This is a genomic window from Paraburkholderia panacisoli (assembly GCF_008369935.1).
Taxonomy (GTDB): Bacteria; Pseudomonadota; Gammaproteobacteria; order Burkholderiales; family Burkholderiaceae; genus Paraburkholderia; species Paraburkholderia panacisoli.
The window spans coordinates 98,441-122,865 of the sequence record NZ_VTUZ01000005.1; the positions used below are offsets into that span (position 1 = coordinate 98,441).

18 protein-coding genes and 2 pseudogenes are annotated in these 24,425 nt (G+C 62.2%); 4 read left to right on the forward strand and 16 right to left on the reverse strand.

What is annotated here, in order from left to right:
- Positions 1–34: 34 nt before the first annotated feature.
- The 6 genes from FVF58_RS09140 to FVF58_RS09165 all read right to left on the reverse strand — a co-directional run bounded on the left by FVF58_RS09140 (position 35) and on the right by FVF58_RS09165 (position 8,136).
- Complete coding sequence (locus FVF58_RS09140) at positions 35–1,438, reverse strand: GH1 family beta-glucosidase (protein WP_149669584.1); 1,404 nt, start codon at positions 1,436–1,438, stop codon at positions 35–37.
- Positions 1,439–1,872: 434 nt separating this feature from the next.
- Positions 1,873–3,087: a DUF2252 domain-containing protein gene (locus FVF58_RS09145; protein WP_149669585.1), complete on the reverse strand. Its 1,215-nt coding sequence runs from the start codon at positions 3,085–3,087 to the stop codon at positions 1,873–1,875.
- 172 nt (positions 3,088–3,259) lie between these two features.
- Positions 3,260–4,192 carry a hypothetical protein gene (locus FVF58_RS09150; protein ID WP_149669586.1) on the reverse strand — a complete coding sequence of 311 codons (933 nt, stop codon included), beginning with the start codon at positions 4,190–4,192 and terminating at the stop codon, positions 3,260–3,262.
- A 430-nt stretch (positions 4,193–4,622) separates the two neighbouring features.
- On the reverse strand, positions 4,623–5,588 hold the full coding sequence (ftrA, locus tag FVF58_RS09155) for a transcriptional regulator FtrA (RefSeq protein ID WP_149669587.1): 966 nt from the start codon (positions 5,586–5,588) through the stop codon (positions 4,623–4,625).
- Between the two features lie 152 nt (positions 5,589–5,740).
- Positions 5,741–6,151 carry a rhodanese-like domain-containing protein gene (locus FVF58_RS09160; protein WP_188130761.1) on the reverse strand — a complete coding sequence of 137 codons (411 nt, stop codon included), beginning with the start codon at positions 6,149–6,151 and terminating at the stop codon, positions 5,741–5,743.
- Positions 6,152–6,315: 164 nt separating this feature from the next.
- The gene (locus tag FVF58_RS09165; protein WP_246217018.1) at positions 6,316–8,136 is read right to left on the reverse strand and encodes a coiled-coil domain-containing protein; all 1,821 of its coding nucleotides are present in this window, start codon (positions 8,134–8,136) and stop codon (positions 6,316–6,318) included.
- Positions 8,137–8,226: 90 nt separating this feature from the next.
- Between FVF58_RS09165 and FVF58_RS52585 the strand changes: the two genes are divergently transcribed.
- Positions 8,227–8,412 (forward strand): hypothetical protein, encoded by a 186-nt coding sequence (locus FVF58_RS52585; RefSeq protein ID WP_246217019.1) that lies wholly within the window; start codon positions 8,227–8,229, stop codon positions 8,410–8,412.
- A 384-nt stretch (positions 8,413–8,796) separates the two neighbouring features.
- Here FVF58_RS52585 and FVF58_RS52590 read toward each other — a convergent pair.
- Together FVF58_RS52590 and FVF58_RS09170 are read right to left on the reverse strand one after the other, a co-directional pair.
- Positions 8,797–9,111 (reverse strand): annotated as a pseudogene (locus FVF58_RS52590) (DNA-binding protein); the annotation flags it as partial.
- A 211-nt stretch (positions 9,112–9,322) separates the two neighbouring features.
- Complete coding sequence (locus FVF58_RS09170; RefSeq protein WP_149669845.1) at positions 9,323–10,228, reverse strand: LysR family transcriptional regulator; 906 nt, start codon at positions 10,226–10,228, stop codon at positions 9,323–9,325.
- A gap of 300 nt (positions 10,229–10,528) precedes the next feature.
- On the opposite strand from FVF58_RS09170, the gene FVF58_RS09175 reads away from it, so the two are divergent.
- Complete coding sequence (locus FVF58_RS09175; protein ID WP_149669589.1) at positions 10,529–11,821, forward strand: MFS transporter; 1,293 nt, start codon at positions 10,529–10,531, stop codon at positions 11,819–11,821.
- Positions 11,822–11,855: 34 nt separating this feature from the next.
- Positions 11,856–12,914 carry a serine hydrolase domain-containing protein gene (locus FVF58_RS09180; protein ID WP_149669590.1) on the forward strand — a complete coding sequence of 353 codons (1,059 nt, stop codon included), beginning with the start codon at positions 11,856–11,858 and terminating at the stop codon, positions 12,912–12,914.
- Between the two features lie 110 nt (positions 12,915–13,024).
- Here the strand turns inward: FVF58_RS09180 and FVF58_RS09185 are convergent, their stop codons facing one another.
- From FVF58_RS09185 to FVF58_RS52595, 3 genes are all read right to left on the reverse strand, one after another.
- Positions 13,025–15,973 carry a bifunctional diguanylate cyclase/phosphodiesterase gene (locus tag FVF58_RS09185; RefSeq protein WP_149669591.1) on the reverse strand — a complete coding sequence of 983 codons (2,949 nt, stop codon included), beginning with the start codon at positions 15,971–15,973 and terminating at the stop codon, positions 13,025–13,027.
- Entirely contained in the window at positions 15,970–17,394 is a 1,425-nt protein-coding gene (locus FVF58_RS09190; RefSeq protein ID WP_246216990.1) for an ABC transporter substrate-binding protein, read from the reverse strand. Before FVF58_RS09190 ends, FVF58_RS09185 begins: the two co-directional genes overlap by 4 nt.
- Before the next feature lie 365 nt (positions 17,395–17,759).
- Positions 17,760–18,053 carry a glycosyltransferase family 9 protein gene (locus FVF58_RS52595; protein ID WP_246217016.1) on the reverse strand — a complete coding sequence of 98 codons (294 nt, stop codon included), beginning with the start codon at positions 18,051–18,053 and terminating at the stop codon, positions 17,760–17,762.
- On the opposite strand from FVF58_RS52595, the gene FVF58_RS52600 reads away from it, so the two are divergent.
- Entirely contained in the window at positions 17,952–18,440 is a 489-nt protein-coding gene (locus FVF58_RS52600; RefSeq protein ID WP_246217020.1) for a hypothetical protein, read from the forward strand. The genes FVF58_RS52595 and FVF58_RS52600 overlap by 102 nt on opposite strands.
- 312 nt (positions 18,441–18,752) lie before the next feature.
- On the opposite strand, the pseudogene FVF58_RS52605 reads toward FVF58_RS52600, so the two are convergent.
- The 5 genes and pseudogenes from FVF58_RS52605 to FVF58_RS09215 form a co-directional block, all read right to left on the reverse strand.
- Positions 18,753–19,331 (reverse strand): annotated as a pseudogene (locus tag FVF58_RS52605) (tetratricopeptide repeat protein); the annotation flags it as partial.
- Between the two features lie 154 nt (positions 19,332–19,485).
- Complete coding sequence (locus tag FVF58_RS09200; protein ID WP_149669593.1) at positions 19,486–19,869, reverse strand: nuclear transport factor 2 family protein; 384 nt, start codon at positions 19,867–19,869, stop codon at positions 19,486–19,488.
- 684 nt (positions 19,870–20,553) lie between these two features.
- Positions 20,554–21,690 (reverse strand): porin, encoded by a 1,137-nt coding sequence (locus FVF58_RS09205; RefSeq protein ID WP_149669594.1) that lies wholly within the window; start codon positions 21,688–21,690, stop codon positions 20,554–20,556.
- Positions 21,691–21,926: 236 nt separating this feature from the next.
- Positions 21,927–23,339, reverse strand: a complete 1,413-nt coding sequence (locus FVF58_RS09210; protein WP_149669595.1) for an MFS transporter — start codon at positions 23,337–23,339, stop codon at positions 21,927–21,929.
- Positions 23,340–23,491: 152 nt separating this feature from the next.
- A complete protein-coding gene (locus FVF58_RS09215; protein WP_281291172.1) occupies positions 23,492–24,415 on the reverse strand; it encodes a ketopantoate reductase family protein in 924 nt (307 codons plus the stop codon).
- Positions 24,416–24,425: the final 10 nt, after the last annotated feature.

Sequence of the window (24,425 nt, forward strand, 5' to 3'; positions counted from 1 at the left end):
TACAAACCAGCTCTCGCCGCTGTTCCCCACTCCGCTACGCCTGTGCCTTACGTTCCTTCAAAAACTTGGCCACCAGTTCCCCGCTGCGTTTGAGCGTGCGCTTCTGCGTGTTGTAATCCACATGCACGATGCCGAAACGCCTTTCGTAACCATACGCCCACTCGAAGTTGTCCATCAGCGACCACAGGAAATAGCCGCGGATATCCACGCCCGCCTTGATCGCCTGGTCGACGGCGGCCAGATGGCGCTTGATGAACGAAATGCGCTGGCTGTCGTCCACGCGGCCGTCCGTGACCTGGTCGTCCGAGGCCATGCCGTTTTCGGTGATGTAGATCGGCGGCAGGTTCGCGTAAGTCTCCTTAAACCCGGTCAGCAGATCGCGCAAGCCGTCGGGGTGTACCTCCCAGCCCATCTGCGTGCGCTCGACGCCTTCGAGCGGCACGTCCTTGAAGCCGTGCGCGCCGTCGCTCGCGACGTTGGTGCGGAAATAATAGTTGATGCCGAGGAAGTCGAGCGGCGTCGAAATAACTTTCATGTCGCCGTCGAGCACGAGCGGCTCGGTGCCCGGCCACAACTCGAACAGCGCCTGCGGATATTCCCCCTTCAGCAGCGGATCGAGAACCCACGCGTTGTGCTGAACCTCGAACAGCTCCGCCGCGCGCTGGTCGGCGGCGCTGTCGCCGTTGGCCGTGCCGCGGCCGATGTTGGCGACGATGCCCTTTTGCGAGCGCGGATCGTTGGCGCGCAGGACCGGCAGCGCAAGACCGTGCGCGAGCAGCAGATGATGCATCGCTTGCGTCGCGAAGCGCTCGTTCGCGAGGCCCGGTGCATGGTGGCCGTTGCCGTAGCCGAGATACGCCGAACACCAGGGCTCGTTGAGCGTCGCCCATGCGTCGACGAGGCCCGACAGTTCGCGGCTCATCAGGTCGGCGTAGTCGGCGAAACGGTACGCGGTGTCGCGGTTAAGCCAGCCGCCGCGATCTTCCAGATGCTGCGGCAAGTCCCAGTGATACAGCGTGGCGAAGGTCGTGACGCCCTTGTCTTTCAGACGCGTGAGCAGGCGTTTGTAGAAGTCGATGCCCTTGCGGTTCGGCGCGCCGGCCGCGTCCATCACGCGCGGCCATGCGATGGACAGCCGATAGCCTTCGAGGCCGAGCCCCACCAGCATGTCGACATCCGCTTCCCAGCGATGGTAGTGATCGCAGGCCACCGCGCCGGTGTCGCCGGCCAGCACCTTGCCGGGCGTCGCCGAGAAGGTGTCCCAGATGGACGGCAGGCGGCCGTCTTCGTGGATCGCGCCTTCGATCTGATACGAAGCGGTGGCCGCGCCGAGCAGGAAATTCTTGCGCCACAGCGACGAGTCCGCGGGCGGCGTGAACGGATCGGCGAGCGATTGGGGGGAGACTGGTTCGATTACTGCGGATGCGTCGTTTGCCACGGCTTCTCCTACGCTGAGATCGATGGAACCTGGTGGGATGGAAGACGCCGCGCCAAGCTCGTTAAACACTTGAGTGGAAGCGCTTCCACATGGACCAGCGAACGATATCAGCGGCCGATTCACCGCAGCAATCGGGGTTTGTCTGGAGCGGAACTCGCATCGGTGACGGTTGATGCGGAGTGCATCCGGGAGGTGATTGGCGCGTGCCGACGCGACTTGTTTTGCGCGGGTTTTGCGCGGCCTGGCGATGGTTTCGCTGCCGCATCCGCCGTCGCTACGGTGTGCTTACGCGTCGGTCATGAGCTTATTTCGCAGCGCCTTCGCCACGTGTCACCTGCTCGGACGCAATGCGCGAATACGTGCTGCACGGCACGCTGAACACCGACCGCCACGCTCACGCCGCGAACCACCACAGCGAACCACAGCGAATCCGCTCAAACCTTCCCCGCCAACTCGAACGCACCGCGATCGTAAGCCTCGCAATACGCTTTCCAGTCAACCTGCACCTGGGCTTCGCAGCGCGTCGCGATCTCGATCAGCGGCAACTGCCAGTCGCGTCGATTGCCGAACGCGATCAAGTCGTCGGCGATCGACGACGTCTGCCGGCCGCCGCTGCGCAGATGTGCCCACGCGCTCAATTCGGCCATGCTGTTGACCACTTCTTCGAGCCGCGGCAATTTGCCGTTCCAGTCGCTCAGCGCGACCCGGTCTTCCGAAGGCTGCAGGCTGCGCAGCACATACGAGCGCTGGTTGAAGTCGACCGCTCGCAGGAATGCCTGCGACACCGCCTGATTGCGCCGCTGCACTTCGACGACGCGTTGCGCCTCGGTCTGCCACTTCGGCTGCGGCGTGTGCAGATGCGGCCCGACCGACGAAGGCAGCGCTTCTTTCAGGTCGATCAGAAAATTGCCGTCCGGCGAGCCTTTGCCTTCGACGAGAATCACGTAGCGATCCACGCCGAGGCTGCCGGTACCGGCGATCCGCCGCCCCACGTCGAGAATGCGATAGAACTCCGGATTGGGTTCGCCCGCCGCGAAGCGCTGCATGAACTGCGTGACGGCCGAACGCTGCGCGTCGCTCACCGGCAGCGCTTTCTTGCCGTCCACTTTCAGCACGCGGGTCTTGCCCTTGAGCACCGTGCGCCGGTCAAGATGCGCGGCGCGCGTGCGGCTCGCCAGCGCGTCGAACAGATCGCGCACCATGCCGACCGACGTTTCCGCCTCGATCCAGCGCGCCTTGCCGAACACGAGCGCCGCGCCGTAAGCATCCACCGCGGTATGGCAGAGCGCGAACGCCTGCGCGCGGCTGAGTTTGAGATCGGCCGCGCCGACCAGCACGCTCGTCAGCAGGCGCACCAGCTCGTATAGCGCGGGCGCGAGACAGGCTTCGTCGAAATCGTTGTTGTCGAAGTAGATCAGGCGATTATCGGCCTTGTAGCTGCCGAAATTCTCCAGATGCATGTCGCCGCAAATCCACACCGGCGGCGCGTCGTCGAGCACCTTTTCGCGCGGCAGGCGCTCATAGAACAGATGACAGGTGCCGCGCAAAAACACGAACGGCGAGCCGCGCATGGCTTTGTATTTCATCGCGAGCCGTTCGGGATCTCGGCCGGCGTTGAAACCGGCGATGATTTTCTCGATGTCGGGCATGGGGGTTCCGTTGGACGGCTGCTTGACGGGGCTTCGAGCGGGGACTTCTTCAGTGAGGCTGCTTCAGCAAGCTCGAAGCCAGTGCATCCTTCACTGTAGACCACATCGACTACTGCATGCTGCCGGTTCAGCCTTTCAAGGCTTCGACCTTGTCAGGTTCGTATTGACGTCGTCAGGAACCCGTCATCAGGTAGTAACGTCCGTCAGCGCTCACATTGAAGCCGAAACCGCAGGCCGTCACCGAGCCGTGCGTGCGCACGTCGAGCGTCTCCGGCGCGGAGAGCTTGAACTCGATCAGGCATTTGTCGTCGCGCTGGTCGAGCGGCGCGAGGTTGGCGATCTTCGCAGTGGCGTCGATGGGCCCATCGCCGCGAGCATCGGTCACCGGCACGCGCGCGGCGCCGTCGTAGAACCGCACGAGGGCCAACAGACTGCCCATGTTCGCACTCGGCTCGCCGTTGGGACTCACGGTCGGATAGACGAACTCGCCGTCGAGCCGGTACACGCCGCACCGCCCTTTCACCGGCTTCACGTCGATGCTGTTCCACGCGCCGAAAAACATGTAGCGGCTAAAGCGCGCGCCGCCCGGTGGCACGCCCGTCACCACCGCCTGGTGGGAGATCGCTTCCAGCCGTTCACGCGCGGCGGCCACCGTGCGGCCGAGCAGCGCGTCGCCGGGATAGTCGTCGCCACGGCTCGCCGCGCTCCGGTAGTAGGCGCGCGCGTCGGGCAGCGCACCCAGCTTCAGCTGCACATCACCCTGATGAACGAGCGCCATCGCGACGCGCGCGCGCGCCGAACTGGTGGCTTTCGGCGAGTTCCCCTCGGCGGCCTGCATCGCGCTGGCTTCGGCGAGCGCGGCCTCCATCGCCACCAGCGTTTGCGCGTCCTTGATGCGCCCCGCTTCCAGCGCGGCCACGCCGAGCGCCGCGCACGACGCATTGGTGCGGCACGGGACGTCCTCGCCCGCCAGCAGGTTGCGGCGATACAACTCAGCGCGCGAGTCGGCATGCGGCGTCTGCGCGGCGCCAGGCGCCGGCATCAGCGCGGTGCTTGCGCCCGATACGGCAATCACGGCGGCAGCGAGGACGAGTTTGACGTTCATGAGCAATAAGACCGTGGCGGCGGACGCGTTGCGGCGCTCCGCTGCGAAGCACTGGTTTTGTATCGCGGATGCGCGGCACGCTCGACGCGCCGGCACGGACGCTGGCCGTGATGCTGACAGAAAATCAGCGATCGCGCGAACCTGTTCGGGCGTCGCGAGGCGTGGCTCTAAGGCGCGGCTAGCCCGACAACCGCGCTGCGTCACGCGCTATGCGATATGCATGAACCGGAAATGCGTCATTAGGTCGTCCGCGCAGCGATGCTGCGTGCATTGAAGCGGGGTGCCGATGCGCGTCGGGCGCGGCTTGGCGCAATGGCGGTAGTGGATGCAGTGGCATCGACACCGGCAGCACCAGCAATCGTGGCCCTGGAGAAATCGGACGATCGGGCGCAGTCACACGCAGACCCGCGCGCCCCGCGACACTGCACGGTCAGACCCCGGCCTGCACGCCAAATCTCCGGCGATATGCGCCGGGGCTCGTCAGCGCAATGCGCCGGAAATGCCGCCGCAACGACTCTTCGGAGCCGAAGCCCGCCAGTTCCGCGACGCGCGCCATCGGCAGCGGCGCCTGCCCCTCGAGCAACTCGCGGGCGAACGCCACCCGCTCGCGCACCAGCCACTCGTAAGGCGCCATGCCGGTGGCGTCGTGAAACTGCCGTTGCAGCGTGCGCGGACTCATCGCCGCGCGCTCGGCAAGCGAGCGCAGCGTGTGCGGCGCGGCCAGATGAGCGCGCACCCAGTCCATCAGCTTCGCCAGACGGCCGCTGTCGTCGGGCGGCATCGGGCGCGGCACGAACTGCGCCTGACCGCCCTCGCGATGCGGCGGCGCCACGAGCCGCTGCGCGACCCGGTTCGCCACCGCGATGCCGTGATCGCGCCGCACCAGATGCAGCAGCATGTCGAGTCCCGCCGCCGATCCCGCCGACGTGATGATCCGGCCTTCGTCGACATACAGCGCATCCGGCTGCACGTGCAATTGCGGATAGCGCTGCTGCAATTTCGCGGCATAACGCCAGTGGGTCGTGACGGTCTTGCCGTCGAGCACGCCAGCGGCCGCCAGCACGAACACGCCCGAGCAAATCGAACAGAGGCGCGCGCCGCGCTCGTACGCGGTGCGAATTTTTCTCAGCAGCGGTTCGGGCGGCACTTCGTCCGCATCGCGCCAGCCGGGGATGACGATCGTGTCGGCGCGCTCCAGCAGCTTGAGCGTGTAAGGCGCGGCAATCGTGATGCCGCCCGCCGCGCGGATCGGCCCGGCTTCGCCGGCGCATACCGCGAAGCGATACCAGTCGACGCCGAGTTCGGGACGCTCGAGCGCGAACAGTTCGGTCACGCAACCGAATTCGAAGGTGCAGAGCCGGTCGTAAGCCAGCGCGACGACGAGATGATTGTGCATGGCGCGATGTTACCGGTGTCCCTGCACAATAGAGGCAAGAAAAAATGCCAAAGACTCGGAAAAGGATCTGGCGCCGCTAACAGTAGACTGAGAAAAATGAAATACAGACGCATTCGCAAGATGCGCCCGCATCCTGCCAATCGCGCTGCGGATCACTTTTCATTGCCAACAGCCAACTGGAAACCTTCGTCGAGCCAGCCCGTGATGCCGCCGATCATGACCTTCACCGGCCGGCCGAGCTGAGCAAGTTTTATTGCGGCGCGCGTTGCGCCGTTGCAGTGAGGGCCCGCGCAGTACGTGACGAACAGCGTATTGGGCGGATACTCAGCGAGCTTCGACGCGACAATCTTGCCGTGCAACAGGTTCACGGCGCCCGGCACATGGCCGCGTGCGAAAAGTGCGGGACTACGCACGTCGAGCAGGACGAAATCGACGGAAAGCGGGTCGTCGCTTTCAAGCGACGCATGGACGTCGGCGCAATCGGTTTCGAATGACAACGACGTATTGAAGTGAGCGAGCGCCGCGCCACTGTCGGCGGCCGGAACGGCTGAAACCGGGGACATACAGATCTCCTTGTGCGTATCGTTGGATCGCATTGTCCCGTTCACATGTTCGATCGGCTAGCGGCGTAAATGACGTATTCCGGTAACATCACGCCACGCCGATATCCGCGCTCAACATCGTTGCGATTGCTGAAACTGCCCCATAGTCGAATCGGTCTACATCATCAGCTTTCCACTTTGGAAATAACCGCCGTAGCCGGGTCATATCGGTAACCCTTCTGAGCGAGTCGTTCGGCCATCGTCGCGCCAATCAGTTTTTGCTGCGCGTCGCGGGATGCCAACTCATGATCCGGCTTAAGCCGTTCCAGTTCAGCCGAGAGCCGCCGTAGAAGCGCCACCTCTCCTGTACTGCGCGCGTCGACGAACAATATTCTCTCGTTGGCCGAACCGAGCCGCTGCTTCAGATCCTTTGCATGCGCGACCCACTGTTCAGCCAGTGCGCGAAGCTCGTTGAAGGCCTTCTCATGCGCTTTGGTTTCAGCCGATAGTTGACGCCGCAACGCAGCCACTTCGTCCGCTCTCGCAGACTCATCGCGTTGCGTTTCCTGGATGCGCGCAGCATTGAGTTCTGCGAGGCGTTGCTCAAGTGCAGTTGCACGTTGCTCGGCGGCCTCCGCACGTTCTCTCGCGGCGGTGATTTCCTGCGCGACCCGGGCCGCTTCTTCGATCGCGGCCGCTTTTGCATCGGTCATGGCGCTGACATCTTTGCGGGTTGCCTCGAGTTCCCGGGTTACGCGCTGCAGTTCACCGAAATTGACCGACGCTTCGTCCAGCCGCGCCGCAGCAGTCTGACGCTCCAGCGCGAACGCATTGCGCACATCGTCCAATTCCTGCACGCGCGCGGCGTCCAGTTCCGCGAAGCGTTGTGCGAGTTCTGCCGCATGGTGCTCGGCAGAATCTGCACGTTCTCTTGCGGTGGATGCCTCCTGGGCGACCCGGGAGGCTTCATTGATCGCGGACGCTTTCGCGTCAGCCAGGGCGCTGACCTCTTTGCGGGCTTCCTGGAGTTCGCCGGCTACGCGCTGCAATTCGTCGCGATTGACCGTTGCTTCTTCCTGGCGTGCCGCCGCTGTCTGGCGCTCGACTGCCAACGCATTGCGAGCATCGTTCAACTCCTGCACGCGCGCGGCATCGAGTTCCGTGAAGCGTTGCTCAAGCACTGCTGCTCGTTGCTCGGCGGCATCTGCTCGTTCTGTCGCGGCGGTGGCTTCCTGCGCGGCTCGGGCGGCTTCATCGGTCGCGGCTGCTTTTGCGTCAGTCATGGCGCTTATTTCTTTCCGCGCCTCCTCGAGTTCCCCGGCTACGCGCTGCAATTCGCCGCGATTGACCGTTGCTTCTTCCTGGCGTGCCGCCGCTGTCTGGCGCTCAACTGCCAACGCATTACGAACATCGTCCAACTCCTGCATGCGCGCGGCATCGAGTTCCGTAAAGCGTTGCTCAAGCACTGCTGCTCGTTGCTCGGCGGCATCCGCTCGTTCTGTCGCAGCGGTCGCTTCCTGCGCGACTCGGGCGGCTTCATCGGTCGCGGCTGCTTTCGTGTCAGCCATGGTGCTTATCTCTTTCCGCGCCTCCTCGAGTTCCCCGGCTACGCGCTGCAATTCGCCGAGATTGGCCGTTGCTTCTTCCAGGCGCGCCGCAGCAGCCTGGTGCTCGACGGCCAACGCATTGCGAGCATCGTCCAACTCGGCCTCCCGCGCGGCGAGTTGCGCGCGGCTCTCGTTCAACTGCGCCTCGGCGGCTTCAGCGCGCGAGGAAGCCGCGCCCGATGCCTCGGTCCATCGCTTCACTTCGTCTGACATCGCCCGATAGGCTTCGCCCAAAGCCGCGGCTTCCTTCCACGCCTCATCGCGCTTGCGAGTGATCCGCGCTATCTCGTCGTTTTTGCTTGAGACGGTCGCGCTCAACGCATCACGCGCAGCACGTTCCTCATCAAGCGCCGCCCTGGTTTTTTCGAGTTCGGCAAGTTCCACCGATGCGCGCTGCACAAGCTCTTCCACTCGCGCCTCGGCGGCTTCAGCGCGACGTGTCGACGCCGCGAGTTCCGTTTCGAGGCGTGTAGCAGCTTCCTCCGAAGCATGCTGGGCGTGCGTGAGCCGCGTTATCTCGTCATCTTTGCTCGCCATATCGACACCCAACGCAGCACGCGTCGCGCGCTCCTCATCGAGCGCCGCCTTGGTCGATTCGAGTTCGGCATGTTCGACCGACGCGCGCTGCACGAGCTCTTCCACTCGTGCCTCGGCGGTTTCAGCACGACGTGTTGACGCCGCGAGTTCCGTTTCGAGGCGCGTCGCAGCTTCCTCCGAAGCATGCTGCGCGTGCGTGAGCCGGGTTATCTCTTCATCTTTGCTGGCGATATCGACACCCAACGCAGCACGCGCCGCGCGCTCCTCATCGAGCGCCGCCTTGGTCGATTCGAGTTCGGCATGTTCGACCGACGCGCGCTGCACGAGCTCTTCCACTCGTGCCTCGGCGGTTTCGCCGCGACGTGTCGACGCCGCGAGTTCCGCTTCGAGCCGCCGCGCAGCTTCCTGCGAGGCGCTGTGCGCATCCGTCAAAGCAGCGAGACGCTCGCGCCCGGCTTCGACTTCTTCCGCCATTCTCTGATACTCGGCAAGGGCTTCGCCCCGCTCCGCGAGCGTAGTGTCGAGATGCTGGTGCACGACACCCAGGCGCTGACTGGCTGCCTTTTCCGCTTCGTCATGAGCGGCCGACCAGATCCGGCCGGCCGCGCTCATGATATTTTCGGCGATGTTTTCCGGCAACGCGTGAGCCTGAGGTTGCGGAACCCGGGGCTGACGCGCTTCGCGCCAGCGGTCGAGCGCCGCGGCGATGGCGATGATCGAACCGCCCCGGACCTCGGACCAGATTGTCACCGGAGATACGTTCCGACCTTCTTCGACCATGCGATCCGCAATTCCAGCGATCCGTTCATCCGTGATTGCGTCTGCGTCCGTCGACATAAGTGCCTCTAAATCCACGTGGCCTAACAAGAAAATGGAGCTTTCAAATACATCACTCCATTCAACGAGACCTGAAATGATAAAGGAATGGCATTAGACCATCAGATGAACCGTGTTGCCAGGATGAGTCACGACCATAAAGCGGTTGATGTCCGGCGCAACAGGCATGCTCTCGATTCACGCTGGGCGCCCGATTCGGGTTCGCACCGCTTCAATCGAGAAGCGCGGGATCATCGATCGCGCCCGTCAGCTGTTCGACGAACGCCTGCACCGCATGCGGCAAAGTCCGCCCGGCCATCGTCTGGATCTGGAGCGTGCGCTGCTGGAGTTCGGGATTGCGGATCGGCACGACGGCGAGGCCATCCACCTCCAGCCGGCTGCGCACGGTCAGGAGCCCTGTCACGGTGACGGCATCGGTCTGCAGGACGAAGGTTTGTAGCGCCGCATGATAGTTGCTGACGAACACCGGGTCGAAAACCAGGCCTGCCACGCTGCATGAAATGTCGAATAGCTGACGGATCGTCACGCCCTGATGGTCTATTGCGAGCGGCCACGGCAGCAGGTCCGCGAGCGTCACGAACTCGCGCGCCGCGAGAGGATGACCGCGCCGCACCAGCGCGAAAATCGGTGCGCGCTGCGAGTACACCACATTGATGTCCTTCTCCGGCGAAATGCTGAAACACACGGCGATGTCGGCGACGCCGTCGCGCACGCGCTGCGTCGCAACAGACGGCGCGGACACGTCGAGCTGAAAATGCGTCGCCGGGTGCGTCTTCAGAAAGCGCGCAAAAACCTGCGGCAAAAAATGGGGGGCGACGCCCTCCGAACTCGCCACGCGAATCGTCGCGCGGCCGCCGTTGCTCAGTCCGCGAATCTCCTCGGTCACGCGCTCCGCGTCCAGCAGCGTGCGGCGCGCATGCTCGGCAAGCAAGTGCCCGGCGTCGCTCAATACCATTCCACGCGGGCGCCTCTCGAACAGCGCCGCGCCGACTTCCTCCTCCAGCTTCGCAATCTGCCTGCTCAGCGCCGACACGGCCACGTACAGCCGCTCCGACGCCTTGCTGAGCGAACCGCTGCGCGCCACTTCAAGAAAGTAACGCAGCGCTGTGTTGTCCATTTGGGTCATGACTGTCCCGCTTTGCCGTTTCGGCAACGATATCTGCCAAATATTGTAATTGTCCACAAATATCGTCCACGCCAAGATCGCCACATCGCTTCGAATCAAGCGCTCTCGCCCACGGAGCGCGACACCGGAGAACAACGTTGACACGTGACACGGCTATTCAATCCGCGACGGATCCCCGCGATTCCGGTCGTTTTCCCGAAGTCCTTCAACGCCGTGTCGCTTTCCGTATGGAGAGCCAGGGAGCCGACAGCGCATCCACACTCCCGCATAACGTCGCCCAGGGACACCGCCATGAGCATTGATTCCGCCACCGCGGCCGGCGGGATCGCCCAACCCGCGTCGCGCTCGGGCTTGTCGCGCCTGATCCTCGCGACTTCCATCGGCAACGCGCTCGAGTTCTACGACCTGATTGTGTACGGCTACTTCGCCACCGTGTTGTCGCGGACCTTCTTTCCGGTGCACGACAAGACGGTTTCGCTGCTGCTGACCCTCGGCACGTTCGCTTTGTCCTATCTGGCGCGGCCGATCGGCGCGCTGGTGCTCGGCTCGTTCAGCGATCGCAAGGGCCGCAAGGCGTCGCTCACGCTGTCCATCGCGATGATGACGCTCGGCACCGGCATGGTCGCGCTGATGCCGTCCTATGCGGCGATCGGCCTGCTCGCGCCGATCGGCATTTTCGCATCACGCCTGTTGCAAGGCTTTTCCGCCGGCGGCGAATTCGGCAGTTCTACGGCGTTTCTGATCGAGCACGCGCCGGCCCGCAAAGGCTTCATGGCAAGCTGGCAGTTCTCGAGCCAGGGTGCGAGCACGCTGATCGCATCAGCGTTCGGCGCGGTGCTGACCGGTGTGCTGACCCAGGCTCAGCTCGAAGACTGGGGCTGGCGCATTCCTTTTCTGTTCGGCATGCTGATCGGTCCGGTCGGCCTGTACATCCGCCGGCGGATCGACGAAACGCCCGAGTTCGAGCGCGCGGAGAAGTCGGCGTCGCCCGTGCGGGAATTGCTGGCTACGCAGAAGGAGCGCATTCTCGTGTCGATCGGCTCGCTCGTGCTCACGACCACGGCCAACTACATGCTCCTTTACATGCCGACGTATGCGTCGCGGCAACTCGGTCTCGCGCCCTCGTCCGGCTTCATTGCGACGCTGCTGGCCGGTTTTATCATGATGGCGCTAACGCCGCTCGTCGGCCACTGGTCCGACAAGGTAGGCCGTACCCGCATCATGCTGGGCGCCGGCATGCTGTTCTTCGCGACGGTCTATCCGGCGTTCATGTTCATGAACGCGCACCCGTCGCTTGCGACGCTGCTTGCCGCGGTCGTTTGGGTCGCCATCTTGAAGGCCACGTATTTCGCGCCCATTCCCGCGTTGATGTCGGAGCTCTTTCCAACCCGCACGCGCACCACGGGCATGGCGCTCGGCTACAACATCGGCACTACGGTGTTCGGCGGCTTCACCCCGCTTGCCGTGGCCGCGCTGATCGCGGCGACCGGCAACAACCTCGCCCCTGGCCTCTATCTGATGCTAGCGGCCGTCATCAGTCTCTTCACTATCGTATGGGCCCGTGTGCGCCTGAATGCGCGCTAAACCGGAGCCCGGCTGGATCAACAGGACTTTACGCATGCAATACGATTTGCAACAGGCAGTGCAGTTCGCAGTGGAACATGAATCGCTTTGGGATCGCCACGTCGGTGGCGCGTGGGGCGTGCACGTGAACGACCCGCCGCCGTGGAACCGGCTGCTCGGCCCGGTCCATGATCGTGGCCCCGTCTCCGGCACGATTGCGGTCAATGGCCGCGTGTTGACGTCATGGGGCGAGCCCGATCGGGCCGATCTGACTTTCAGCGTCGCCAAGATGTGCCTCGCTTTGCTCGCCGGTGTAGCGTTCGACCGCGGACTGCTGCCGGATGTCGACGAAGCGGTCCATGTGCGTGCGCCCGGCATTGGCTTCGATGACGAACACAATGCCGCCGTGACCTGGGCGCACCTGCTTCAACAGACGAGCGAATGGCAGGGTTCGTACTTCGGTCTCCCGGATCAGGCTGACCACTATCGAGCCGTCAATTTCGCCGCCCCGCCGAACGGGAAAAAGGGCGACCTGCGTCCGCTGCACAAGCCCGGTACATACTGGGAATACAACGACGTTCGTATCAACCAGCTTTCGCTGGCGCTGCTTCATCTGTTCCGGCAACCGTTGCCTGAGGTGTTCCGCGAAACGATCATGCGTCCGGCCGGTGCGAGTGAAAACTGGCAATGGGTCGGCTACGACAATGCATGGGTCGAGATCGACGGACGGCGCATGCAATCCGTTCCTGGCGGCACGCACTGGGGCGGCGGAATGTCGGTCAGCGCGAACGATCAACTCAAGGTCGCGCAGATGCTGCTGAACGAGGGCGTGGTGGACGGGCGGCGCATCCTGTCCCGTGAGTGGATCGCGCGCATGCGAACGCCGTGCGCGCTTGCACCGTTTTATGGCTACCTGGTATGGCTCAATACGGATCGCAAGATTTTCCCGAGCGTGCCGGCGTCGAGTTATTTCGGCGTCGGCGCGGGTAGCTCCTTTACGTGGATCGAGCCGGAGCGGCGCATGACGGTCATCGTCCGCTGGTTGAATCCGGCCAGCGCTGATGAGTTCTTTGGGCGGGTTCTCAAAGCCGTTGATCTAACAAACACGAGGTAATGCGTCGAAGCGCAACTGCGTGAAAGCACTGACTTGCGCATGCGGCCTCCGCGATGAGCGGAAGCCGCGTTGCTCACGACGGGATGGCGCTACCGTCGCCCGGCGATAGTTCAAGACCAGTCGCGCACTGCCTCGTCAGCGACATCCTTGATTGCCGGCCAGACGCGCCCCTCGAATTGATCCGACGGAACCGGCTCGGAATACAAAAACCCTTGAGCAAAGTCACAACCCACGGCGACGAGAAAATCGCGTTGATCTGTCGTCTCCACCCCCTCGGCAATGACTTTCAATCCCAGTTTGTGCGCGAGCATCACCATTGCTTCGCAAAGGGCTTGATTGTCGGCGTCAAAGCCGAGGTTCTGTACGAATGAACGATCGATCTTGAGATAGTCGATGTCGAAGCGCTTCAGATAGGCCAGCGATGAGTACCCCGTCCCAAAGTCGTCAATCGAGATCCCAATCCCCGCATCACGGAAAGTCAGCAGCTTCTCGTTCAATTCGGCGTCCAGCAACAACCCTTCGGTTATTTCAATAGCAACGCTCGTTCCGGGCATTCCTTCCCGCTTGAGGTACTCCGCCCATTGAATACAGACCAGATTGTCTTGACGAATCTGCGCGGGTGACATGTTGACGCTGATCTGAAACGACGGATGGAATCGGCGGCGCCATTGACGGGCCTGGTGCACGGCCTGCCTGAACACCCAATCGCCGATTGGAACGATGAGCCCCGTGTCTTCGGCCAATGCAATGAAATCCAGCGGGCTGATCGCGCCGCGTTCGGGGTGCAGCCAACGAATCAGCGCCTCGGCTTTGTAGATTTCGCCAGTCGCCAGGTCGACGATGGGCTGGTAATAGACGCGGAACTGTTCGGCCTGCAGGGCAGCGCGCAGATCGTTCGTGAGACGCAGGCGCCTTTCTGCCGCCACTTGCAAGTCGGGCGTGAAGTAGCTGAAACGGTTGCGCCCAGCGCTTTTGGCCGCATACATGGCCTGATCCGCATTCTTGAAGAGCACATCCAGTTCGCGGGTGTCTTGCGGGTAAAGCGTGATGCCGATACTCGCAGAAATGAACACTTCATCCGGGCCAAGCCGGAAGGGTTCGGCGAGTGTGCCGATAATAGTCTTCGCGATCTGTTCAATGCTTGCGGTGTCGTCCAGCTCCGGCAGAATCACCGTGAACTCGTCGCCGCCAAGACGGGCTACGGTGTCGGACTCGCGCACACACGACGTGATGCGCCTCGCCGCCTCGATCAGCAGGAGGTCGCCCGTATCGTGGCCCAGGGAGTCGTTGACCTCCTTGAATCGATCCAGGTCGATCAGCATCAAGCCCATTGGCCGGCCGGAACGATCCGACATTCTGGCTTGATGGTCGAGACGGTCATGAAACATCTGGCGATTCGGGAGACGGGTCAGCGCATCGAAATTGGCCTGTTTCCATATCGTTGCTTCGAATACCATCCGGTCCGATAAATCACGGCCGACTGCCAGCACCGAGTTCACCTCGCCCGACCGGTCGATCTCTGGCGTCAGACGGATATGGCTGCATTGCTCCTGTCCGTCCTTACTGAGCCATCTCAGTTCAAATTGGCCGCTCTTTCCGCTTGCAATGGTTTCGCCGATCTTCTTCTCGTAGATCAGTGCGTTAGCGCCGCCCGGCACCTCTGACGGCCGCTTTCCGAGCACTTCGCCCAGGCTGCGCCCCGCCGAAGTACAGAAAGCGGGATTGGCATAGGTGCGGCGCAGTTCCCGGTCGTAGCGCGTAATCGTGTCAGGCGAGTTCTCGATTAACGTGCGCGATTGCTGCTCCCTGGTAACGAGTTCCGCCGTTCGTTCGATGACGGTCTGCTCAAGCGAGGCGTTGATCTCGTTGATCTTCTGGATCTTCTGCCTGATCGCCGCACTCATTCGTTCAAATCGATGTGCCAGTCTGCCGAGTTCATCCTTCGCACCCGGATCAGTGCGAGCGTCCGCCTGCGTCTCGACCTCGGCGCCCGCATCGTTGCCGGTGGCGTGCATCTCTTGCACCAGCTCTTTGAGCGGCGCGGAGATGCTGTGCGAAATGAAGTAGGCAAGGAAGATCGAAAGCAGGAACCCCGAGATGCCGACGAGTACGATCTGGTTGCGCACGGACTGCGCCTGCGCCGTCAGCTTCTGCTCGGGAATCGTGCTGACCACAAACCATGTCGTGCCGGGAATGCTCGTGTAGGCGGCAAGGTATCGGCCGCCGCTCTTGCCGTCGAAGTCGACGAAAGCGCTCGGCCCGCCGTGCGTCCCGGCGTTTGCGATCTTTTCGATCAGCCCGGGTTCGGCTGTGCCATCGCTCGTCATGGACGCGCCGTCGGCACGAGCAATCAGCTTGTCGTTGCTGGCGTCAAGGACATAGATCTCCGTTCCACTGCCCAAGGCGACATCATTGAAAATCGACGAAAAATGTTCGGGGCGAATAACCAGAACCAGATTGCCGATCTGCCGATTGTTGCTCTTGCCGATAATGGCCCGCACCATCCCGAGGTTTTGTTGTCCGAGGCCGTTGTCGTAGCTGCCCCAGTACGGTCGGCCGTTGTGATTGGGAGCCTGCTTGACGAGGCGCATCACCCCCTGCGTCAGTTGCGCGAACGCCTGGGTGTCCATGATCCGGTTGTTCTGGTCGAGCAGATACTTCTGGTTGATGAATTCGACCGATCCGTAGTGTTCGAGGAGCAGCCGGGTCATATCCAGGCGAGCCTCACTCTGCTCTTTTTCGTTACCGTTCGCGGCGCGGGTCAGCGCGTCCTGAACCCGATCAGAGAGCACCAGGAGACTGCTCTCTGTCTCGATCTGCTCTATGCGCAGCGAGATGTTCCTGGATACCTGCTTGACCACCTCTTTCGAGAATATCTCCGCCTTCTGCTCGATGGCTGCGGTCGACTCCACATACGATATGTAGCCGGAAATAAGTAACGGCAGCAGCGAAAGCAGGATGAACGCGGTTATCAGCCGGTAGCGAATTTCGACACGGCGCAGCAGATCCAGCGAGAAGTAGGCGAATGCGCTTCGCAGCCAATCGATGACTAAGCTCATTTGTAGTGCATCTTCGCTTCATTCTTAACAGACTCGTCCAGGAACTTTGCCGCCTGCCTGGGCGTGATCTTCCTGAACAGCACATCCTGCATCAATCGATGCAAGCGCTCGATCGAATTGGACGGCAGAGCCGAATAGTACGGGCTGCCGGTCACCGAATAGCGACTGACCATGTTTGTGTAGTCGACAATCTTCAGATCGCTCACCACCGTCCCCGATGGGTGCTTGAATGGCGGAATGTTCTGGCGCTTTCTCTGGATAATGGAGAAGCCCTGCCCGGCGATAAACTCGAGAAAACGCATCGTTGCGGCCTTGTTGGGCGTTTCAAGCACTGCAAACCCGGTTTCGCTGCCGATCACAGGAACCACCTGCTTGCCGGGGGCATTCCAGGGCGGGATGAACACGCCGACGTCGAAAGGATTGCCATGCAGCAACAGGCCCGCTGCCCAACTGCCATGAAAAGCCATCGCGACCGCGCCCTCCTTGAATTGCGTGATGCCGTCATCGTAACCGGTCGCCATGAATGACCTTTGTACGAAACCACGTTCCGGCATCAGCATCAACTTGGCAAAAATATCGGCTACCTGAGGCGTATTCAAGTTCAGCGTGCCGTCACTGATTCTGTTCTTCCAGTCCGGCTCGCGCGCCACCACATTGTTGGCAAAGCCTGAGCTGAACGGCCCATTTCCGAGCATATTCGGGAAGCCGCCGTTCCACATGATAGGCGTATAGCCCGCATGTTTGAGCTTTTCACACACCGCCAGGAACTCGTTGAAATTGGTCGGCAATTCCTTGATCCCTGCCCTCGCGAACATGCCGCGGTTGTAATAGATCAGCGTCGTAGCCACACCGCCCGCTATTCCAAAGCGTCTGGATTGGCGACTGGTCCAGTCCTCCTTGAGAGGATCGAGCATGTTGTTCCATGCAGATGTCTTGCTAACGTCGGCCAGCAGCCCTTGATCGGCCAGGTCCGCCGCGTAGGCATTCGGGTTGAGACTCATCAGATCGGGCAAGTTGCCGGAGGCGATCCGAGGCTTGATATTCTCTTCGACGGAATTGCCAATCATGAACTGCACGTTCACGTGGATGTCCGGATTGAGCTTGCTGAATTCAGCGGCAATCTGGAGCATCTCCTCCGGCCAGTCAGGAGCCCAGATCAACGCGGTGATGGTGGTGCTGGTTGGCCCGCTCGCGCTCGAAGAAGCGGGGTCGTGCCGGTCGCAACCGCACAGCGACAGAAGAATGAGGCAGGCCAAAGCGGACAGCCAGGAAGTGAGCTCGGTTCGTCGCACTTGGGTTGACTTTTTCAGGTTCGGGGGAATAGCGCGGGCATCGGCAGGCACTAACGGCGTCCTGGGCAGCCAGCCGTTGACCTGCATCGCGAAAGTGTCGATCGCATGAACATGCTGGCGTCTTTGCATCGCTAAACCGTGACGGCGTCCGCAGGCCGCCGCACCTCCATTACCAAAACTTTCTCAAGCCCGTTGATATTGTTTCGTTGACTAGTGCAGCGCAATCGGAACCTGATTCCTCATAAAAATGGGTGTGCCTACATGCCTTTGACAGGTCGATACCTATACGGCATATCGGCAACAGACGTCATTACTTTAGCGAAAAGCAAGCCCGAAAATGGCGGCCTCTACCGCCCAGGCTGCCATTGCTCCGCGGGAGATCTAGTCTGCGCCAGCTGTCAGGGGCCGCTGTTCGCCCCGCAGCAGCCTGCTGCCCCGTGCCGGAAAATGTCCGCTACCGGTTGAAAGTGGCAACCGTGGCCGTCTGGCACCGTTCAGGCAGCGCTCTGCAAAGCGTCGATTTCGGTGCGAAGCGCAGCGACTACGGCAGTCCAGTCACCTCGCGTCGTTTGTCGAAATAGCCGCGCCTGCGGATACCAGGGACTATCGCTTCTGTCGAGTTGCCATCTCCAGTCCGGCATGACCGGCAATGCAATCCATACGGGCTTCCCAAGCGCCCCCGCCAGATGCGCCACAGCCGTGTCGACGCTGATGACGAGGTCGAGGCGAGCGATCAGCGCAGCGGTCTCAGCGAACGTGGTGAGGCGCGCAGAAACATCACGCAGCACCCCGCGCTGATCGAGCAGCGCGAGGGACGCTCGATCACTGTCGCGGACGTCCCGTTGCAGCGCGAAGAAATTCGCATCGGCATCCAACAACGGCTTCAGCTGTTCGAGCGATATGGACCGTTCGCGATCGTTCAAATGCGTCACGCTGCCCGACCATGCGATCCCAATGCTCGGCCGTCGACGGGTGCCTGCGAACAAATCGTCCCACTGAGAGACAAGCGCATCGTCCGCGTGCAGATATGGACCAGGCGTCGCCAGATCGGGTGCACGAACCTTGAGCGCAAACGGCAGACTGAGGATTGGGATATGAAAATCGAACCGTGGAACCTCGGCTGTCTCGCCGATGACTTCGGCCGCACCCGGATAATCCTGGAGAAGTGGCAGTAGCGCATCCTGAACTCGCAACACGACGCGAGCGCCAGCCGCACTCAGTCGATCCACGAAGCGCAGGAATTGCAGTGTGTCACCGAACCCCTGCTCATGATGAGCGAAAATTGTCTTGCCACCTATCGGTTGGATGCCAGTCCATTGGGTACTCGGCGCAAAGCCGTGGCTTTGGCTGCCATCGCGCCAACGCCACTCGTATTCGCGCCAGCCGTGTTCGAATTCCCCGAGCAGCAGATTCGTCTGAGCTCGATTGGTGCGGGCGCCAGCGTCGTTCGGATCGAGCGAAAGCGCCTTCTTGAATTGAAGCAACGCCTCGTCGAAGCACTGCAGATCTCGCAAGGCGACCCCGAGATTGACGTATGCGCGTACGAAACGCGGGTTGATCGCGATCGCCTGCCGGTAGGCATCGAGTTCGTCCGCATGGCGCCCCATCGTACCGAGCAGCGTCCCCCGGTTGTAATGCGCTTCGGCGGATTGCGGCTGGATTTTGCACAGATGCACCAGTATCCCGAGCGCACGCTCCAGTTCGCCAAGCTGTATCAGCGACATTGCGGCGCCATGCAACGAGGCGATATGATTCGGAACCCGAACCAGGCAGCGCTCGAACAGCGCTTTTGCGTCATTGTGGCGCTGCGCCAACTGACAGACCTTCGCGGCGAAATTCAGCTGCTCCACGGACATGGACATGTGCGCCGAAGCCCGTATCAGGTACTCGGCCCCGCGTGCATGATCGCCCTGTCCGGCGGCGATGTAACCAAGCCCTTCAAGAGCTTCGCCGTGATCGGGAACGCTCGCCAGAATACTGCGCAGCAGACGTGAGGCGTCGTCGAATTGCCCGGCTGTGAAGCTCTGTTGCGCAGCGGCGAGAGCATGTTCAATATCATGGTTCATGGCGATAAAGGCCGGCGCAAAAATGCGACCGGTCGGCGGGTCAGAAGCGGTTCATTGTACCGGGTAACGTAAATCGGGCCTCCATATCAGCGCGATGGCAGCGCCGATGCCTGCACGCGGAAATACCGAACGATTCCGGCGCCGCAACGCGATGTCACGGGATCTGCTGAACCCATTGACGCCGCCAATCCGGCGCCTTAAAGGGATCCGAAAAATACTGAGTCTCGTGAACAACCTTGCCGTCGCGGAACTCCATAATGCTTACCGTGCAAGTCGTTCGCGCTTTATAGGTAATAACGTATTCCGTAACCCAGAGATTGCCTTCTCCTTGGATTCGCTTGACTTCGAAACCCGATGGCTTATCGGGATGATGACTGCGCAGTGCCTGCAAATTAATGCGCCCGAGGATTCGTTCACCCGATTGAGGATAGTCACAGATCGCGTCGTCCTCGTAAATATCGTGTTCCGCGTCGAGATCGCCGGCCGCCGACGCACGCCAGTGCGCATTGATGACTTCAAGTATTTGTTCGTTCTGCATGGAATGCCTCCGGATACCGTTCACGTCGATCTGGCTCGCCCCTTGCGGAAGGCGAAACCCGCTTCGTCGGCAGGTGCAACTTCGTGACTATAGAAGAAATGAAGTCCACGTTACGAGTCAAAAACACATCATTAAGGGACAAAATTGGGGCTGTCGTCCTGAACGCCACACTGCGAATTTACCGTGCGCCTATGATCCTTTCTGGCTACGCGCATTGAGATAAACAGCGTGAGCACCCCTATCCACGGGCACATCGAACGTTAGCTTTCGATTCACCGTACAGACGTATTTCTGGCCCCGCATAACAGGTGAATGGGCATCATCGGACGAAGCAGAAGCGCACTCTTACCTCAGAGTCGGTCTGACGGGACCCTCGATTCTGGGCCACCAATCGACACGAGTATAGGCCTTCGCAACCACTCGACATGAAATATGCTGGACCTGCAAGAGCACGGCCCCAATTTGTCCGTGAATGTCGCGCTTTTGGCCAATCGCCTTGCTATTACCATGCGGTTTGATGGCCCCCGCAACGCCCCATTGAAATGCAGCCACGCTCGAAGGTCCGCAGTTGAAGGGTGATAGCAAGGTGGCCGGAATTCATTCCGATGTTATTCCTGATGTCCGAACAACTTACCGGATCGAAACAGATTCCGGACCGCGGTTGCTACTGCGCGCAACATGCATTCAGAAGCTGTGTCGCAATCCCGCCATCACGCCGAGCTGACCGGTACCCGGCGCGGGCGTGGTGCCGCCGCCTCCCTGGCTGACCGTATACGCCGCCTTTTCGCTATTCCACAGATACGCTCCCTGCAGATACACCGCAGTGCGTTTGGACAGCAGATACGTCGTGCGTAGTGCGGCAATCGTGCCACGCGCATCGTCGCGGTTGTTGACGATGTGATACACCCCGCCATCGACGACGAACGCCGGCGTCACCGGATACGACGCCGTCAGATAGAACTGATCGGTACGCACGTTCGGCGTGGCCGGCGAAACCGTGTCGACACGTCGACCGAGCCAGCCGCCACCCAGCCGCAGGTCGCCGATGTGGCCGTAGCCGTTCAGTTGCATACGCACGTCAGTATCGCCAGGGTCCGTGAACGCGAACGAAGGAGTCCCGTCGTACAGGTTCGCCAACGCACCGGGGCCGCCATGCTGCTGATCGTAGGCCGCGGCAACGCCGTAGCCGTTGCGATCGTAGCGCAGCATCGCGGACCACTCGCGGCAAGTTTGCGAGTTGCCCGGCACCGGACCCACGCACGTGCCCTGCCCCGGCGAATTACCGGTGCCGGCCGAATCGCGGCCGAACGACCACGTCGCGCCGAGTGTGAATCCCCCGTAGCTGCCCTTGTACACGATGGTGTTGTCGCTGCGCGAGCTCGGCAGATATTGGTCAAACGAAGCCGTGCCACCGTAGATGTCGGGGCCGAGGAGGTCGGCATCGGCAATTGCCCAGAAGGTCATCGTGTACTGGCGCCCGAACGTCAGCGCACCGTACGGTGTGTTCACCCCGACCCATGCCTGGCGCCCGAACAGGCGGCCACCCTGATTCAGCGTGCCGCTGCGCGTGTTGAAGCCGCTTTCGAGCGCGAAGATCGCCGACCAGCCGGCTCCCAGTCCTTCGGTGCCGCGCAAGCCCCAGCGAGACGGCATTTCGCCCGTAATGCCAGGCATGCGCACGACGCTGTCGCCTGCGGAAGTCGCGTGCGAAACGTATTCAATCCCCGTATCGACGATGCCGTAAAGCGTCACGCTGCTCTGAGCAAACGCCACCGCGCTCATGCTGGACAGCGCAAGTCCTGCTGCAACTCGAAGTTTCATAGTCTGCATGATTTCCTGTCTTTTCGGCCTGCCTGAATGAACACGCGACCGGCTTCTATAGGACGTGCATGACGATGCACGTTCATCACACCCACTACATTTTGATTCGTATAACTTATTAAACAGGCGCGCGATTACCACTCGTGAGATACAAGGAGTGGGTAGCAGCAACGAAAAAGAATCAGACCATCCAGACATGTCCCTCGCGATACGGACGCACCGCGAGGGACGATCGATCAGCGCCCTCGCGCGGCGCCTTCACGCGGGATATGACGGCGCACCACCGCGAGCGCGATCAATACCATGACCATCGCGGTGCCGAGCATCAGCAGATAGCCCGACGCACCGCCCGCGGTGATGACCGCCGCGCCCGCGAACGCGCTGAAGATCGCGCCGACGCGTCCGAACGCGAGCGCCGACGCCGTGCCGGTTGCCCGCACGCTGGTCGGATAAACGTAGGCACAAAGTGCATACATCGTCGATTGCACGGCGTTCACGAAGAGACCGTGCAGGCCGAGGCCGACGATCAGAAGCGCCGTGTGTTGGGTCGCATTGACGCCGGTCAGCATCCACGCGCTCGCAACACCGCCCAGGCAACAGAGCAGCAACGGCCAGCGCGAGCCGTAGCGCCCGATGGCGAGCGCGCACAGCAACGCGCCGATCACGCCGCCGAGGTTGTATGCACTGAGGCCATAGCCCGCCAGCGACACGCTCAACCCTTCGCTCGTCAACATGGACGGCAGCCAGCTGAATGCGGCGTACACCGCCAGCAGGCACATGAAGAATGCCCCCCAGATGGCGACGGTGTCGCGCGCGCGGCCATCGCGGAACAACGCCGTGAAGCCAACGTGCTTCTCCGCGCTTTGCTCGCGCACATCGGTGAAACTCGCATCGGCAGAGACTTCACGCGCCATGCGCCGCAGCAGGCCGACGAGTTCCGGCCAGCGGCGCGGCCGGCGCGCCAGAAAGCGCGGCGACTCAGGCAATGCGGCGAGCAGCGCGACGGCCAGCACGAGCGGCAGCACGCCGCCCGCGACAAACAGGCCGCGCCAGCCGTAGACCGGCAACACCTGTCCAGCGAACAATCCTGCGACCATGCCGCCAAGCGGCACGCAGAGAATCGTCGCCGTCACCGCGAAGGTGCGAAAACGCGCGGGCGTGAATTCGGCGGTCATCGTGGTCGAAGTGGGCAGCGCCCCGCCGATGCCGAGCCCCGCGATAAAGCGCAGCGCCGCGATGGCCGCGACATTCGGCGCGAGGCTGATCGCGCAAGTCGCCGTGCCGAACACGAACACGCTCCCGATCACGGCCCAGCGCCGGCCGAAACGGTCCGCGAACAGACCGGCGAACGCACTGCCGATGCCCATACCGATGAGCCCCGACGCCACCACGGGCGCAAACGCGTTGCGCGTGATGCCCCATTCCTTGGTGAGCAGTGGAATCGCAAAGCCGATCAGCTGGCTGTCGAATCCGTCGACGACAATCGACAGCGCCGCGAGCAGCACCGCCATCTTCTGCAACAGCGTATAGGGACCGTCGTCGAGCACATGGCCGATGTCGACCACGCTGCCGCCACGCGTTATTCCCGCGACGGTTGCGTCGTCGTGCGCGGCCGAACCGGCTGCGGAAGCGGGGGGAACGTAACTCATGAGAGGCTGTCTCCGTTTTGTGCGCTGCGCGCGCGTTTATGGACTTTTTTGTTGCCGTCAGTATGGCCAGCGCGGCATGCGATGGGCATTTCCGATTTGCGCCAAAGCCATGACGTTCGTGCATGACTTCAGGAAGCGATCGACTTGGGTGATCAACATGCGCCGCGCGCGTCGACGAGCCGCACGAGTTGCAGCAAGCACTCCGTGCAGGGCGTCGCGATGCCCGCCGCGCGCGCCGCCGCGACGACCGCGCCGTTGATCGCCTCGATCTCGGTCTTGCGGCCCGCGAGCGCGTCCTGCAGCATCGACGGCCGGTGCGCACGGTGGTGCGCGAGCGCATGCCGGACGTTGCCGACCACATGCGCTTCATCGAACGCGATACCGTTTGCGCGTGCAACCGCTGCGGCCTCGGCGACGATCTTCAGCGTCAACGCCTCGCCGTCCGGCACGTTCGAGAGCGCGCCCACCGTACATTGCGTGAGCGCGCAAAGACTGTTGAGAGCGGCATTGAACGCGACTTTCTCCCAGATCGCGGACCACACGCCGGGATCGGCGGCGCAGTTCAACGCGGCTGAGTTCAGCGCATCGACCGTGCGCTGCACGTGCGCATACGACTGGCCGTCCGCGCTCATCAGGCGAATCTCACCCGAGCCATGCGAGCTCACCTGCGCAGAACCGGACTTGTCCGCAGGCCACGTCGTCATGCCGACCATCACGCGTTCACGCGCGGCGTACCGCGCAATCCGTTCGACGTTGCCCAGACCGTTCTGCAGCGACAGCACCGCCGTATGCGGCCCGAGCAACGCCTGCGCCGACGTGAGCGCCGCTTCGGTATGCATCGTCTTCGTGAAGACGATCAGCAGTTCCGGCGCGGATCCTGCATGCTCGGGACGGCTCACGCGCAGATTGCTCACGATGCGCGAGGCCGTGTCCGTGGTCAGGCGCAGCCCCTCGCGGCGAATCGCGTCGAGATGCGCGTCGTCGATATCGACAAGCGTCACACGGTGGCCCGCCTCGGCGAGCACGCCGCCGAACAGCGAACCCATCGCGCCCGCGCCGAGAATCGCAATATCCAATGCCTGAAGC

What these genes read in the sequence shown, in the direction of transcription:
- FVF58_RS52585 (WP_246217019.1), top strand. Translation starts at nt 8,227, where the DNA reads ATGCTGGGCGTGCGTGAGCCGCGTTATCTCGTCATCTTTGCTCGCCAT.
- FVF58_RS09170 (WP_149669845.1), bottom strand. Translation starts at nt 10,228, where the DNA reads ATGGACAACACAGCGCTGCGTTACTTTCTTGAAGTGGCGCGCAGCGGT.
- FVF58_RS52600 (WP_246217020.1), top strand. Translation starts at nt 17,952, where the DNA reads ATGCGCCACAGCCGTGTCGACGCTGATGACGAGGTCGAGGCGAGCGAT.
- FVF58_RS09200 (WP_149669593.1), bottom strand. Translation starts at nt 19,869, where the DNA reads ATGCAGAACGAACAAATACTTGAAGTCATCAATGCGCACTGGCGTGCG.
- FVF58_RS09205 (WP_149669594.1), bottom strand. Translation starts at nt 21,690, where the DNA reads ATGAAACTTCGAGTTGCAGCAGGACTTGCGCTGTCCAGCATGAGCGCG.
- FVF58_RS09145 (WP_149669585.1), bottom strand. Translation starts at nt 3,087, where the DNA reads ATGCCCGACATCGAGAAAATCATCGCCGGTTTCAACGCCGGCCGAGAT.
- FVF58_RS09210 (WP_149669595.1), bottom strand. Translation starts at nt 23,339, where the DNA reads ATGAGTTACGTTCCCCCCGCTTCCGCAGCCGGTTCGGCCGCGCACGAC.
- FVF58_RS09160 (WP_188130761.1), bottom strand. Translation starts at nt 6,151, where the DNA reads ATGTCCCCGGTTTCAGCCGTTCCGGCCGCCGACAGTGGCGCGGCGCTC.
- FVF58_RS09190 (WP_246216990.1), bottom strand. Translation starts at nt 17,394, where the DNA reads ATGCAAAGACGCCAGCATGTTCATGCGATCGACACTTTCGCGATGCAG.
- FVF58_RS09175 (WP_149669589.1), top strand. Translation starts at nt 10,529, where the DNA reads ATGAGCATTGATTCCGCCACCGCGGCCGGCGGGATCGCCCAACCCGCG.
- FVF58_RS09180 (WP_149669590.1), top strand. Translation starts at nt 11,856, where the DNA reads ATGCAATACGATTTGCAACAGGCAGTGCAGTTCGCAGTGGAACATGAA.
- ftrA (WP_149669587.1), bottom strand. Translation starts at nt 5,588, where the DNA reads ATGCACAATCATCTCGTCGTCGCGCTGGCTTACGACCGGCTCTGCACC.
- FVF58_RS09185 (WP_149669591.1), bottom strand. Translation starts at nt 15,973, where the DNA reads ATGAGCTTAGTCATCGATTGGCTGCGAAGCGCATTCGCCTACTTCTCG.
- FVF58_RS09150 (WP_149669586.1), bottom strand. Translation starts at nt 4,192, where the DNA reads ATGAACGTCAAACTCGTCCTCGCTGCCGCCGTGATTGCCGTATCGGGC.